This window comes from Rossellomorea aquimaris (assembly GCF_008180865.1).
Lineage (GTDB): Bacteria > Bacillota > Bacilli > Bacillales > Bacillaceae_B > Rossellomorea > Rossellomorea yichunensis.
This window is the reverse complement of record NZ_VTEX01000007.1, coordinates 69,569-81,868: the sequence shown is the minus strand read 5'-3', so window position 1 is coordinate 81,868 and position 12,300 is coordinate 69,569. Positions and strand designations below refer to the sequence as shown.

At 41.0% G+C, this 12,300-nt stretch carries 14 protein-coding genes, 11 tRNA genes and 1 rRNA gene; 1 reads left to right on the top strand and 25 read right to left on the bottom strand.

Going from position 1 to position 12,300, the window contains the following annotated elements:
* From FZC88_RS22645 to FZC88_RS22585, 13 genes are all read right to left on the bottom strand, one after another.
* Positions 1–198 (bottom strand): 16S ribosomal RNA (locus FZC88_RS22645); the annotation flags it as partial.
* 95 nt (positions 199–293) lie between these two features.
* Positions 294–367: transfer RNA gene (locus tag FZC88_RS22640), tRNA-Gly, on the bottom strand.
* Between the two features lie 14 nt (positions 368–381).
* Positions 382–458, bottom strand: a tRNA-Pro gene (locus FZC88_RS22635).
* A 55-nt stretch (positions 459–513) separates the two neighbouring features.
* Positions 514–590, bottom strand: a tRNA-Arg gene (locus FZC88_RS22630).
* 18 nt (positions 591–608) lie between these two features.
* Positions 609–694, bottom strand: a tRNA-Leu gene (locus FZC88_RS22625).
* An 83-nt stretch (positions 695–777) separates the two neighbouring features.
* Positions 778–859, bottom strand: a tRNA-Leu gene (locus FZC88_RS22620).
* 29 nt (positions 860–888) lie between these two features.
* Positions 889–964, bottom strand: a tRNA-Lys gene (locus FZC88_RS22615).
* Positions 965–969: 5 nt separating this feature from the next.
* Positions 970–1,044 (bottom strand) — tRNA-Gln (locus tag FZC88_RS22610).
* An 80-nt stretch (positions 1,045–1,124) separates the two neighbouring features.
* Positions 1,125–1,201 (bottom strand) — tRNA-Asp (locus FZC88_RS22605).
* Between the two features lie 115 nt (positions 1,202–1,316).
* A tRNA-Glu gene (locus FZC88_RS22600) sits at positions 1,317–1,388 on the bottom strand.
* Between the two features lie 15 nt (positions 1,389–1,403).
* A tRNA-Ser gene (locus FZC88_RS22595) sits at positions 1,404–1,494 on the bottom strand.
* 7 nt (positions 1,495–1,501) lie between these two features.
* A tRNA-Asn gene (locus FZC88_RS22590) sits at positions 1,502–1,576 on the bottom strand.
* A 128-nt stretch (positions 1,577–1,704) separates the two neighbouring features.
* A complete protein-coding gene (locus tag FZC88_RS22585) occupies positions 1,705–2,181 on the bottom strand; it encodes a SprT family protein (RefSeq protein ID WP_148971301.1) in 477 nt (158 codons plus the stop codon).
* Between the two features lie 149 nt (positions 2,182–2,330).
* On the opposite strand from FZC88_RS22585, the gene cmpA reads away from it, so the two are divergent.
* On the top strand, positions 2,331–2,444 hold the full coding sequence (gene cmpA / locus FZC88_RS22580) for a cortex morphogenetic protein CmpA (protein ID WP_113970254.1): 114 nt from the start codon (positions 2,331–2,333) through the stop codon (positions 2,442–2,444).
* A gap of 87 nt (positions 2,445–2,531) precedes the next feature.
* Here the strand turns inward: cmpA and FZC88_RS22575 are convergent, their stop codons facing one another.
* The 12 genes from FZC88_RS22575 to alr form a co-directional block, all read right to left on the bottom strand.
* Entirely contained in the window at positions 2,532–4,700 is a 2,169-nt protein-coding gene (locus tag FZC88_RS22575) for a Tex family protein (RefSeq protein ID WP_148996542.1), read from the bottom strand.
* Positions 4,701–5,044: 344 nt separating this feature from the next.
* A complete protein-coding gene (locus FZC88_RS22570; protein WP_148971298.1) occupies positions 5,045–5,641 on the bottom strand; it encodes a PP2C family serine/threonine-protein phosphatase in 597 nt (198 codons plus the stop codon).
* The gene (sigB, locus tag FZC88_RS22565) at positions 5,641–6,438 is read right to left on the bottom strand and encodes an RNA polymerase sigma factor SigB (protein WP_148971297.1); all 798 of its coding nucleotides are present in this window, start codon (positions 6,436–6,438) and stop codon (positions 5,641–5,643) included. Before sigB ends, FZC88_RS22570 begins: the two co-directional genes overlap by 1 nt.
* A complete protein-coding gene (gene rsbW / locus FZC88_RS22560) occupies positions 6,416–6,883 on the bottom strand; it encodes an anti-sigma B factor RsbW (RefSeq protein WP_282139240.1) in 468 nt (155 codons plus the stop codon). The genes sigB and rsbW overlap by 23 nt, the downstream gene beginning before the upstream one ends.
* Positions 6,883–7,215, bottom strand: coding sequence for an anti-sigma factor antagonist (locus tag FZC88_RS22555; RefSeq protein ID WP_148996541.1), 333 nt, complete (start codon positions 7,213–7,215; stop codon positions 6,883–6,885). Before FZC88_RS22555 ends, rsbW begins: the two co-directional genes overlap by 1 nt.
* 77 nt (positions 7,216–7,292) lie before the next feature.
* Positions 7,293–8,303: a PP2C family protein-serine/threonine phosphatase gene (locus tag FZC88_RS22550; RefSeq protein ID WP_148971295.1), complete on the bottom strand. Its 1,011-nt coding sequence runs from the start codon at positions 8,301–8,303 to the stop codon at positions 7,293–7,295.
* 10 nt (positions 8,304–8,313) lie between these two features.
* Positions 8,314–8,715 carry an anti-sigma regulatory factor gene (locus FZC88_RS22545; RefSeq protein ID WP_034763056.1) on the bottom strand — a complete coding sequence of 134 codons (402 nt, stop codon included), beginning with the start codon at positions 8,713–8,715 and terminating at the stop codon, positions 8,314–8,316.
* 2 nt (positions 8,716–8,717) lie between these two features.
* Positions 8,718–9,074: an STAS domain-containing protein gene (locus tag FZC88_RS22540; RefSeq protein WP_044340427.1), complete on the bottom strand. Its 357-nt coding sequence runs from the start codon at positions 9,072–9,074 to the stop codon at positions 8,718–8,720.
* Complete coding sequence (locus FZC88_RS22535; RefSeq protein ID WP_148971294.1) at positions 9,071–9,901, bottom strand: RsbT co-antagonist protein RsbRA; 831 nt, start codon at positions 9,899–9,901, stop codon at positions 9,071–9,073. The genes FZC88_RS22540 and FZC88_RS22535 overlap by 4 nt, the downstream gene beginning before the upstream one ends.
* A 413-nt stretch (positions 9,902–10,314) precedes the next feature.
* Positions 10,315–10,665 carry a type II toxin-antitoxin system endoribonuclease NdoA gene (ndoA, locus tag FZC88_RS22530; protein ID WP_034763063.1) on the bottom strand — a complete coding sequence of 117 codons (351 nt, stop codon included), beginning with the start codon at positions 10,663–10,665 and terminating at the stop codon, positions 10,315–10,317.
* 4 nt (positions 10,666–10,669) lie between these two features.
* Positions 10,670–10,951 carry a CopG family ribbon-helix-helix protein gene (locus tag FZC88_RS22525; protein ID WP_032085355.1) on the bottom strand — a complete coding sequence of 94 codons (282 nt, stop codon included), beginning with the start codon at positions 10,949–10,951 and terminating at the stop codon, positions 10,670–10,672.
* A gap of 126 nt (positions 10,952–11,077) precedes the next feature.
* The gene (gene alr / locus FZC88_RS22520; protein WP_187443737.1) at positions 11,078–12,283 is read right to left on the bottom strand and encodes an alanine racemase; all 1,206 of its coding nucleotides are present in this window, start codon (positions 12,281–12,283) and stop codon (positions 11,078–11,080) included.
* Positions 12,284–12,300 lie beyond the last annotated feature (17 nt).

Sequence of the window (12,300 nt, the reverse complement as noted above, 5' to 3'; positions counted from 1 at the left end):
CCTCATGCGAGGAAATGAGTTATCCGGTATTAGCCCCGGTTTCCCGGAGTTATCCCAGTCTTACAGGCAGGTTACCCACGTGTTACTCACCCGTCCGCCGCTGACTGATGGGAGCAAGCTCCCATCAATCCGCTCGACTTGCATGTATTAGGCACGCCGCCAGCGTTCGTCCTGAGCCAGGATCAAACTCTCCGATAAAAGTTTGAATAGCTCTTTAAAAATAAATCTAGAATTAACGTTGACGTATTGTCTTGTTTTGTTCAGTTTTCAAGGTTCAATAAAAGGAAGTAAATTGGAGCGGGTGAAGGGAATCGAACCCTCATCATCAGCTTGGAAGGCTGAGGTTTTACCACTAAACTACACCCGCATATAATATTGTGATGGTCGGGAAGACAGGATTCGAACCTGCGACCCCTTGGTCCCAAACCAAGTGCTCTACCAAGCTGAGCTACTTCCCGCCAGAAAAGCATATGTATTACATTGAGTATGATACACTCGCTTGTAGAAACAAGATGGCGCGCCCGAGAGGAGTCGAACCCCTAACCTTTTGATCCGTAGTCAAACGCTCTATCCAATTGAGCTACGGGCGCAATATGTTGTAAAAGCTTTGGTGCGGCCGAGAGGACTTGAACCTCCACGGGGTCGCCCCCACTAGGCCCTCAACCTAGCGCGTCTGCCATTCCGCCACGACCGCGTTTTAAGCGACAAACACTATTATATCGAGGATAATCTGTTGTGTCAATACTTTATCATAAGTTATTTCAACAACTTTTAAAGTGCGGGTGAAGGGACTTGAACCCCCACGCCTTGCGGCGCCAGATCCTAAGTCTGGTGCGTCTGCCAATTCCGCCACACCCGCATAGATGATTTTGCTTTCGCAAAAATCTTTGGTGAGCCATGAAGGATTCGAACCTTCGACCCTCTGATTAAAAGTCAGATGCTCTACCAACTGAGCTAATGGCTCTTAAATGGCTGGGCTAGCTGGATTCGAACCAACGCATGTCGCAGTCAAAGTGCGATGCCTTACCGCTTGGCTATAGCCCAATGTTTCGTCAAAAAGTGACGAGGTTTATATAATAACATGTCCAAAATATTAAAGTCAATAACTTTTCAAAGAAATAATTTGGCGGTCCGGACGGGACTCGAACCCGCGACCTCCTGCGTGACAGGCAGGCATTCTAACCAACTGAACTACCGGACCAGAGTTTTTTGCGCCAGCAAAATAACTTTCATTACCTTGACGCCAGTCAAAATAACATTCATTAACTGCGTCAGCAAAATAGCTATTATTAAGTTGCCAATAGCAAAAATGAAAATGACCCATACGGGATTCGAACCCGTGTTACCGCCGTGAAAGGGCGGTGTCTTAACCGCTTGACCAATGGGCCATGTTTTAAAAGTAATGGCGGAGAAGGAGGGATTTGAACCCTCGCGCCAGTTGCCCGACCTACACCCTTAGCAGGGGCGCCTCTTCAGCCACTTGAGTACTTCCCCATAAAAATGGCTCCGCAGGCAAGATTCGAACTTGCGACCGATCGGTTAACAGCCGATAGCTCTACCACTGAGCTACTGCGGAACGTAAAGTATTTTTCGCTTAACTTGTCTTATCGACTCTTTAGATTATAATGACTCAGCTATTTATTGTCAACTACTTTCAAGCACTTTTCATCAAAAAAAGATGATGGTAATCAAGAGAATAACCACTCAAGATTTGTCTTCCTTCATAATAACTTCCTTCACTAATTTAAGCCTGCCTTTACAACGCCCACATACATATTTTCTTAAATTGATCTTCCTTCTTCTTTTAAACTCCAAACCACACTTCGAGCACTCATAAATCAAATACCTTCTTCTATTATTCACACTCGTTAATATTGAACAATGTCTTGGACCCCCAACTTCATTTAGAAGTCTCTTAAAATCTTCATCTCCATGCTTATATCCTTTACCTTCAATGTGTAAATGATAATGACACAACTCATGTTTAATGATTCCTATTAATTCATCCATACCATGCTCGTCTAAATATTTACGATTAATATCGATATTATGACTGCCTAACATATACCTTCCCCCAGTGGTTCTTAACCTTGGGTTGAAATATGCCTTATGAAGAAAAGGCTTGTGAAAAGATTGAATGGAAATTTTTTCAACAAGAAATTGCAGCTCAGCGTCCGTCATTTGAAATCCTTCTTTCTTAATTAGAACATGACAACCTATTATAGCATAAACTAGATATCACCCTTACTGTTTCAGCATGACAAAATACTCCAAGGAATGTCACCACATGGATTCAACTGGCACTTTCTTAGAGATAAGGAGGTTACCCCATGCCTAACTGGCTTGTGAATCAATTGAGGAGAGCCTATTTTGAGAAGGATCGCTATCAAATCAAACTCCTTAATCAATGCTGGTATTTTTACCGTAAGAAGAACAGCTCTTAAGTATGGACATCCATCATAGCCCATCCTAAATGGCAAAAAGAGCTGACCTGAGATAGCATTCACTCCCCGCAGTCAGCTCTTACCTGATTATTGAATCATCGTCAATGCGACTCTGCCTTTTTGAACATCCACGCTGTCAACCCAAACGGTCACAACATCCCCAACGGACACCACATCTAATGGATGCTTAACGAAACCATTTTTCAGCTTTGAAATATGGACAAGCCCATCCTGTTTCACACCCACATCGATAAACGCACCGAAATCCACTACATTTCTTACTGTCCCTTGCAACTCCATACCTTGTGTTAAATCTTCAAGTTTCAAGACATCCTTCTTGAGAAGAGGTTTAGGAAATTCATCCCGTGGATCACGCCCTGGTCGAATTAACGAATCCACAATATCTTTGAGCGTTAATCCCCCTATCTCCAACTCCTCAGAGACCTCTTCTAATTTCAATTGGTTCAAGGACTGTCTCAGTTCTTCGGACCCGATGTCATTTACAGTCAACCCAACTTTCGAAAGAAGCTTCTTCACATCGTTATAATTGTCCGGATGAATAGATGTTCGATCGAGTAACTCTTTCCCATCCATTATTCTTAGGAAGCCAATACATTGTTCGTACGTTTTTGCACCAAGTCTTGGAATTTTCTTTAATTGGGACCTGGAAACAAACTTGCCTTCTTCCTCTCTCTTTTTAACAATATTAGTAGCCACCGTCTTGGAGAGTCCCGCAACATATTGTAATAGTGATGAGGAGGCGGTATTCACATTTACCCCCACTTGGTTAACAGCCGTTTCCACCACAAAGGTTAGTGATTCATTTAACTTCTTTTGTGAAACATCATGCTGGTATTGCCCAACTCCAACAGATTTAGGATCGATTTTCACTAATTCAGCTAACGGATCCTGCAATCTTCTTGCGATGGAGACGGCACTTCTTTCTTCAACCTGAAGATCCGGGAACTCTTCTCTCGCAATATCTGATGCTGAATATACACTTGCTCCAGCTTCGTTGACAATTAAATAGAAAATCGGTTGTTCCATATCTTTTAACACATTCACAACAAATTGCTCTGTTTCCCTGGATGCCGTCCCATTTCCAATAGCGACAACCTCAATCGAATATTTTGTCATTATCGCTTTGATCGCTTCTTCCGCCTTTTCGAGTTGAGAATGGGATGAATGCGGATAAATCACATTTATATCAAGAGTTTTTCCTGTTTCATCAATGACTGCTAATTTGCAACCTGTTCGGAAAGCAGGGTCTACACCCAAGACCATTTTTCCTTTCATCGGCGGTTGAAGCAATAATTTCCTCAAATTTTCAGAGAAGATATGAATGGCTTGATCCTCTGCTTTCTCTGTTAATTCATTACGAATTTCTCTTTCTACCGATGGTTGGATTAATCTTTTATAGCTATCCTCCACTGCTTCTTTCACAAGAGGAACGGAGATCGAGTGAACATTTTTAATGACCTGCCTTTGTAAATAGTGCACAATACCTTCTGTATCAGGCTGGATATTCACCTTTAATATATCTTCCTTTTCCCCTCGGTTCATCGCCAAAATCCGATGAGGAACTACTTTATGGATCGGTTCTTGATAAGAGTAGTACATTTCAAAAACTTTTTTCTCATCTTCCTCTTCTTTTTTAACCTTTGATTCAATTAACCCTTTCCGGAATGTATAACTTCTTATGTATTCTCGGTATGAAGCTTCATCGGAAATGTACTCTGCAATAATGTCTTTTGCTCCAGTTAAAGCTTCCTCGGTTGTCTTTAATTCCTTATCTTCAGTCACGTAGCGAGAAGCCTCTTCTTCAAGATCTCCTGATATGGGGAATGTTAGAATCCATTCTGCAAGAGGTTCCAGCCCTTTTTCTTTCGCTACGGTCGCTTTTGTTCTTCGTTTTTGCTTATATGGTCGATACAAATCTTCTATCGTTTGCAGCTTATCCGCCTTTTTAATGGCCTGGGTTAACTCTTCGGTCAGCTTCCCTTGTTCTTCGATCAATCGAATAACTTCTTCTTTTCTTTGCTCTAAGTTTTGCAGGTAATTCCATTTATCCATTATATTTCGGATCTGTACTTCGTCTAGTGCTCCGGTCTGTTCTTTCCGATAACGCGCGATGAAAGGGACTGTATTTCCTTCCTCCAGTAGTGAGATGACGTTTTTGACATTTTTTATTGATAGGTTCAATTCTTTTGATACTCTGTTAAGTAGTGGTTCTTGATTTGTTAATGTTGCTGCCATTGGTATAACCTCCATGAATAGGATTCTTGTTTATTTTACCATAACTGTCTTTGAGGATTGAAAAGGTGTATTAACAACAAGGAAGGATATATTTGTTCTGAAATTAAGCACTTGCCAACGTAAGTCGTTCTGTGAACAAATCGTGGACCTTTCCTTTCCGCTCCAGACACTTGCTTTCCGCGGGGAGGAAGTCGAGCCTCTATTTCCCGCAGGAGTCCAGTGTCTTCCGCTACAATCCACTATGTGCTACTACATCAACCAGCACACACCGATTGACAGAGCTTATGTTAAAAACACCAATCTTTGTGTAAAGAGCCTAAACAAAAAAACTTACCCTAAGACCGTTAGAGTAAGTTTCCAATAATGTATGTTGTATCATCTGATGTACCGTCGACTAGAGATTGAATATCACCTAAAGCGCCATGAAGCGTTGGATATCTTTGAAGGATATTCTTTACTCCCGATATACTCAGGCCATCTGAGTGAATAAGAAATCTTGAGTTGGAATCGTAATGAAAACGTTGTGTTTTATATGTTTGCGGCCTTCCGGATAAATACCCGGTAACCGGTAATGGATAAGTCATCTTTCCTTCAGGTGCATACATATAAAAACGTATATTCCCTACACAGCTATACACAAACTCTTTAGAATGGTAATACGCTTTAATGATCGCTACTGCAGCGCCACGTTTTTTCTGAAGAGCTTCGTTACAAAGAGTCATGAGGGTTTCAACATCCTCGTGGTGATGCTCTTCAACTATCTCGACGACAACATGAGACGATTCATAAGCAAACTTACCGCTACCTAAACCATCGGCCAAAACACAGATAAAGTAATCGCTTGTAGAGGTATAGAAATAACTGTCCCCACAATAAGGATTTCCGTTTTTCGATACTTGCTCTGCATAAAGCTCTATTTCATTTTGTTGAAGATAAGCCATTAATAATGGCTCTCCGAATCGTCCATCTCTTCCTGAATGGCTTCCCTAAGCTTTTTAATCGCTCTTCTTTGTAAACGGGAAACATGCATTTGGGAAATACCGAGCTTCTCGCCAGCTTCTTTTTGGCTTAAATTTTCTAAATAGGTGTGTTGTATAATAGCCTTTTCTCTGTCGGAAAGAACGTGAAGTACCTTCTCAAGAACGAGACGCTGATTGACTTTCTCGTAGCCCTCATCCTGATCTCCCACAATATCCAATATTGTAACAGTACTTCCCTCAGAATCCGCTTCAATCGAGTGATCCACCGATAATGCCTGGTAACTTCTACCCATTTCCATTGCTTCCAGAACTTCTTCTTCACTAACCTCCAGATACTCAGCAATTTCATGGACTTGAGGAGAACGTTCTAAACTGTTTGTTAACTCTTCAACCGTAGATTTAATTTTAGGACCAAGCTCTTTAATTCTTCGCGGAACATGTACGCTCCACGTTTTATCACGCAGGAACCTTTTTATCTCTCCAATGATTGTCGGAATCGCAAAGGCCTCGAATGATCTACCGAAAGATTCATCGTACCTTCTGATTGCACCAAGCAATCCAATCATCCCTACTTGGATAATGTCTTCGTGGAAAGATCTTCCCTTTGAATATTTCCTCGCAATGGATTCAACAAGATTCTGGTAATGTAAGATCAGTTGACTTTGTGCATCGTCATCTTCTCTTTCCTGATAGTCTTTGATCCATTGTAGTACTTTTTCTTTTTGAGCCTGCTGGTTAGGTTGAGATAGTTTTTTCATCCCTCTCCACCTGCTCCCCTGATAGGAATTTAGTCATAAAGACTGTCACTCCCTCCTTGTGATGCACTTTTACATCATCCATCAAGCTCTCAATAAGGTAAAGACCTAACCCACCTTCTCTTAAGAACTCCACTGAATGATCGGCATGATAAGGACCAACAGCACTGCGAATTTCTTTGAAATCAAAACTTTCACCGTGATCCGCTACCATAACCTCAAGGCGATCCTCATATAGCGCGAATCCAACAACCACTTCTCCGTCGTTGTCTTTATACGCATGCTGAACCGCATTTGTGATAGCTTCACTAGTAGCAATCTTCAAATCCTCAATTGCATCGTAGTCAAATCCCATACGACTTGCAATTCCTGAAAGCGTCAAACGAATGACCCCTACATATTCCGGCTTTGCGGGGATCTTCATCTCGATGTAATCAAAAGCTTTCATCATTCCACGCCACCTTCTACCTTGGAATTAATATTCATAATATCCCCTAAACCTGTAATATCAAACAGTCTCTGCAGACGATCGGATAAGCCGATTAGATATAATTGCCCACCGCGGGCTTTAACCGTTTTGAAAAGACCAACAAATACACCTAATCCAGTACTATCCATATACGATACGTCTGAAAGATCAACTGTTATATCTTTATTATCAGCTTCAGCAGAGGGTTGAAGCGTTTCTTTAAGCTTTGGTGCTGTATATGCATCGATTTCACCAGCTACTTTAACAAGCAGCTCGTTCTCTTTTTCTTTCATATCTATTGATAAGTTCATAAAAAGACCACCTTTTTGGCAACATTTATAATAAGTCTTTGTACATTTACCCTATTTATAACAGGAATAAACTTTATTTATGAATTTCTTTTTATGATGATTAGAGTGAAATCGTCTCTAAGCTCAAAGTGCTGCAGCTTCTCGAGTTGTTTGTATACGTTATTGACAATCTCTTGAGGAGGAAGGTGATTGTACTTGCTTATTAATTGAACCAAATCTTCCCTTTCAATGAAGCCCTCTTCTGAACGACACTCTGTTACTCCATCAGAGAGAAGAATGATCATGTCCCCTGTCTCAACCCGTCTCTCGTATTGTCGGTACTTCGCTTTTTTATCTACACCTAATAGAAGACCTTTTGCATCAAGATCTTCAAATTCGTTGGTTGACGCTCTATAAAAAAAGCCAGGTTCATGCCCAGCTGATGAGTATGAAAATAGATGTTCCGCCGAATTGTATACACCGTAAAACATGGTTATGAACATACTTGCATCTACATTTTGTTCCACTACTCTGTTTAAGCTTTCCAAAACAGCGTTAGGTTCATTCCGGTACTCAGGTAGACTATCCATCGCATACTTGATCATGGACATACAAAGAGCTGCGGGTATACCCTTACCGATCACATCAGCAATGGCAACACTGACGCTGTCATTCTCATCCTGAACAAAGTGATAGTAATCTCCATTCATCTTTTTGGCAGGTACACTTACAGCTCCAATATCCAAGCCTTCTACTGAAGGTATCATGGTCCCCAGCAGGGTTTGTTGCATGTTGGATGCCACATCTATTTCGTTATTTAATTCTTGTTGTTTTGTACGTAGACTTTGATGCTCCCGATAAGCAAAACCGTAGCCTATCATGACTTCAAGTAAAATATCGAATGAGTGCAGTACCTGATGTGGTATATCGGGCTCCATTTCCAATATCACACTCTTATGGAGACTTATGATCTCCTCAGGTGAAACATGATGCTCTATTGATTTACGACTAAATTTCTGTCCTAAATAAAGAGCCTTTTCATCTTGTTCATTTAGGTAATGCTCAATAATTTCTCTATATTTAGAGTCCATTAAATCTCTGAAATTCATATAACTCCCCCTAGCGGAGCCACTTAGTCGCCCTAATGTCTGTTCCTTCACCCGGCACAGACTCAACGTTGAACTCGTCCATTAAACGCTTGACTCCAGGCAAACCTGCTCCTAATCCGCCTGATGTGGAATATCCATCTTCCATTACTTTTCTAATATCTGCGATTCCGGGTCCTTCGTCCAAGGCGATAATTCGTACACCTTTTTTCCCGGCATCGAATAATTTTTCTATGCAAATCTGACCGTAGCCAGCATATAAATAGATGTTCCTTGCTAATTCGCTGATAGCCGTAGTGATACGAGCTTGGTCAACGGTACCGAATCCGAGCTCTTTCGCTACATTCCTTCCTAACTGGCGGGCAGCAACGATGTCCCATTCATTCGTGATTTTCACGCAGGATTGGCTATCCATACCTAGTCCCCCAGTTCCAATTGTAATTTCTCCAGACCTTTTTCCAGATCCAGAGCGGTCAGAACGTCCTCTAACCTGATTCCAAGCTCAATCAACGTTATCGCTACAGCAGGCTGGATGCCGGTGATGACTACCTTTGCCCCCATTAACCTTGACATGTTAATGACATCCCCAAGTACCTTAGCAATAAATGAATCTATAAAATCGATGGAAGTAATGTCGATTACTACCCCTCTGGCACTCGTTTCATGGATCTTATGCAGAAGATCTTCTTGAAATTGAAGGGCTGTTTGATCATCAAGCTCCCACTGAATGGAAATCAGCAAACAATCATGCAGCTTTAAAATTGGTATTCTCACTCTAATCCCTCCGCCGAAACTATTTTTCGATTTGTCATTTCAAGAGCCTTTTCAATTCCTTTTCGTAACGTACTATTTGTACTGAATTGATTTAAATCAATTCCTAAGTTTACAATCGTTTGCGCGATTTCAGGTCTGATCCCAACCAACATGCACTTCGCCCCTACTAATCGAACAGCTTCAGCTGCCTGGATGATATGATGGGCTACCATTGTATCCACAACAGGTACACCGGTGATATCGATTAACACCACTTCCGCTCTATGCTTCACTACACCGTTTAATAGATTTTCCATAATCAATCGCGCTCGTTCTGTATCAATCGTTCCCACAAGCGGCATCACAGAAATCTTTTCGAAAACAGGTATCAATGGAGCGGACAATTCCTGCAACGCTATTTTTTGAAGCGAAACGGTTCTTTCCCATGATTCTGTATAAGCACTGATTACTTTATTATTCATCGGCGTTAACCATTTATCGAACTTCTCAACTTGTGCCGCATAGTTTTGATCTGTAATAATACCTTCTTTCATCATGCCTTCGTAAACCACTTTACCAAAAGTGCTTAGAGCCGATGTCACAAAGGTCAGCGGCCATCCTAACCTGACAACCTTTTCAGCGAAATCTCCCAACCGGCTATTGAACTCATTGGAATCCCTTAAGTTTGAAACAATCATTTCTACAAACTCATGGCTTGTCTTAGTAAAAACTTGATCTGAAACAACTTGAAGAAACTTCTCATCCGCTTCGTTCCTCATTCGTTCCATCCAAATACTAGTGATATCTGATTTATTATTCTGAATATAATCCGTGACTTCACTAAACATTTAGTTCTCTCCATTCTATCATATGTAATTTGAACTTCGTATTTATGCCGAATGATGTAACTTAATTTTAAAGTAGTTTACAACGGTGAACTAAAAAATGACGTAATTACTTTAATAGTAACAAATAAATACAAAAAAGAAAAAACCTATGCCTTTTCGGGTATTTTTAGTTCCTGCTTTTCCCATTATAAATTGTTTACGGAGTTTTGTCATAACATTGACTATATTTCCATTATCCATATTCTTCTTTTGGGGTTAATTGGGACTAGACCTCTCCTTCTCAAAAGAAAAAAAGACAAAACAAAAAGGCTTAACGATCATACTTATTGTTGATCAGCAAGCCTTCTGGTTTGAAGTTATATTGTACCTATTGTATAACATGATAAAGTATCTACACGATGAAAAGCTCATGGTTAGAATTGGATCAGACCCACGCTGATTTGCAGGGCGTCATCCACTTTTTCCATCATCTCATCATCCAAGTGCGTAATCTTATCGGTAAGACGTTGTTTATCAATCGTTCGAATCTGTTCAAGCAAGATAACGGAATCACGTTCAAAGCCATAACGTTTTGCATCAATTTCAACATGAGTAGGCAGTTTCGCTTTTTGAATTTGAGCGGTAATGGCAGCTACAATAATTGTGGGACTAAACCTGTTCCCTATATCATTTTGAATAACAAGTACCGGCCGAACTCCGCCTTGTTCTGATCCTACAACAGGAGAAAGGTCTGCAAAATATACGTCACCACGCTTTACAATCAAAGGATTAACCCCCGCTTACTAAGCGTTCGACTGTATGTTCTGCCTCATATTCTGCTTGAATCGCCTCTGAAGCAATTGCGAGATTAATCTTAGCCATTTCCATATAGCCGCGTCTCATAGATTCACGTAATTGTCTTTTCTTACGCTCTCTCAAATACATTTTGGTTGCACGATAAATAAACTCATTGCGATTCACATTTTCTTGATCTGCAAAGCCGTCTAATTCTGTAACGAGCTGTTGCGGTAGACGAATTAAGATTTCTGTTGTTGCGCTGGATTCAGACACAAACTACACCTCCACCAATCACTACATACCGTTTCTGTTCATTAACATATTTATCATACCATCAATTAAGGGGAATGAAAAGTTAATTTATCAATCTCTTCTATTATCCACCATATAAAATACTAATTATTCATCAAGTTGGTTGTTATTTTCCTGTTGACTGTGAATACCTGTCGATAAGAGTTTATTCGATACTTCCGTCGGCTCCCCGTTTCGGATATAGATACGCGGCACTCTCGTGGAGATCATACAAGGGATCTCATAGTTAATGGTATCAAGCTTATCAGCGATTTCATCCATTGTAATCGCTTCTTCACCCTGTTTGCCTATTAACGTTACACGGGTACCCATATCCAGAAATCCAGGCAGCCGAATCATACATTGATCCATACATATCCTTCCAACAATTGGAACCCTTTCCCCGTTTACAATGACGTCCTGACCTTGTAATTTACGCAGCCATCCATCAGCGTATCCGATAGGAATGGTCCCGATCCACTCTGCCTCACCCGTTTCATAAGTAGCCCCATAGCTCACTTTCTCTCCAGCTGAAAGCTCTTTTGTATGAATAAGTCTTGAATGAAGAGAAAACACTTCTTTTAAAGGAAAAGGCAGCTCGGGCTTCATCTCTTGAGATGGAGTCAGTCCGTACATGGCAATTCCCACCCGCACAGCATTAAAGAGGGTGTTGGTTTTCCTTAATGTAGCGGCACTATTTGAAGAATGGATATAAGCTGGTAGTGAATCCAATTGATTCAGCATGTATTCAAATCGAGCTAACTGCCGGTCAAGATAGTCATCCTTCAACTCATCTGCCGTGGCAAAATGGGTAAAGATCCCTTCAAGATTAAATTGAGCATGAGCTTGAACATACTGTTCGATACCCTTTAATTCCTCAGTGGAACGAACGCCTATCCTGCCCATCCCGGTATCACACTTGATATGAAGGTTTAATTGATCTCCTTCTGACAGCTGATTTCCGGCTTCCACAAGCCACTCTTTGTGGAAGGTCGTTAACGAAATATCCAAATCGGCAGCAATCTTCACATCTTTCGGTCTCGTAGCTCCCAATACGAGAATAGGAGCTGTTACGCCTGCTCTTCTTAAAGAAATCGCTTCGTCTAAGAATGCAACAGCCAAGCCGTGTGCCCCAGCAGAAAGAGCAGTAAAAACGGTTTGCACATCCCCATGCCCATAAGCATTCGCTTTCACAACAGCAAACACTTTCACATCTCCAGGGATATGGTTTCTAATATTCTTTACGTTTTCATATAAATGATCTAGGTTGATTTCTGCCCATGTATCACGAAAAAATTGCGTCTGGGTTTCCACTATGTTCACTTCCTCAT

Bases quoted from the DNA above. Each gene is read 5' to 3' on its own strand.
- FZC88_RS22585 (WP_148971301.1), bottom strand. From the start codon at position 2,181: ATGACGGACGCTGAGCTGCAATTTCTTGTTGAAAAAATTTCCATTCAA.
- cmpA (WP_113970254.1), top strand. From the start codon at position 2,331: ATGCCTAACTGGCTTGTGAATCAATTGAGGAGAGCCTATTTTGAGAAG.
- FZC88_RS22575 (WP_148996542.1), bottom strand. From the start codon at position 4,700: ATGGCAGCAACATTAACAAATCAAGAACCACTACTTAACAGAGTATCA.
- FZC88_RS22570 (WP_148971298.1), bottom strand. From the start codon at position 5,641: ATGGCTTATCTTCAACAAAATGAAATAGAGCTTTATGCAGAGCAAGTA.
- sigB (WP_148971297.1), bottom strand. From the start codon at position 6,438: ATGAAAAAACTATCTCAACCTAACCAGCAGGCTCAAAAAGAAAAAGTA.
- rsbW (WP_282139240.1), bottom strand. From the start codon at position 6,883: ATGAAAGCTTTTGATTACATCGAGATGAAGATCCCCGCAAAGCCGGAA.
- FZC88_RS22555 (WP_148996541.1), bottom strand. From the start codon at position 7,215: ATGAACTTATCAATAGATATGAAAGAAAAAGAGAACGAGCTGCTTGTT.
- FZC88_RS22550 (WP_148971295.1), bottom strand. From the start codon at position 8,303: ATGAATTTCAGAGATTTAATGGACTCTAAATATAGAGAAATTATTGAG.
- FZC88_RS22545 (WP_034763056.1), bottom strand. From the start codon at position 8,715: ATGGATAGCCAATCCTGCGTGAAAATCACGAATGAATGGGACATCGTT.
- FZC88_RS22535 (WP_148971294.1), bottom strand. From the start codon at position 9,901: ATGTTTAGTGAAGTCACGGATTATATTCAGAATAATAAATCAGATATC.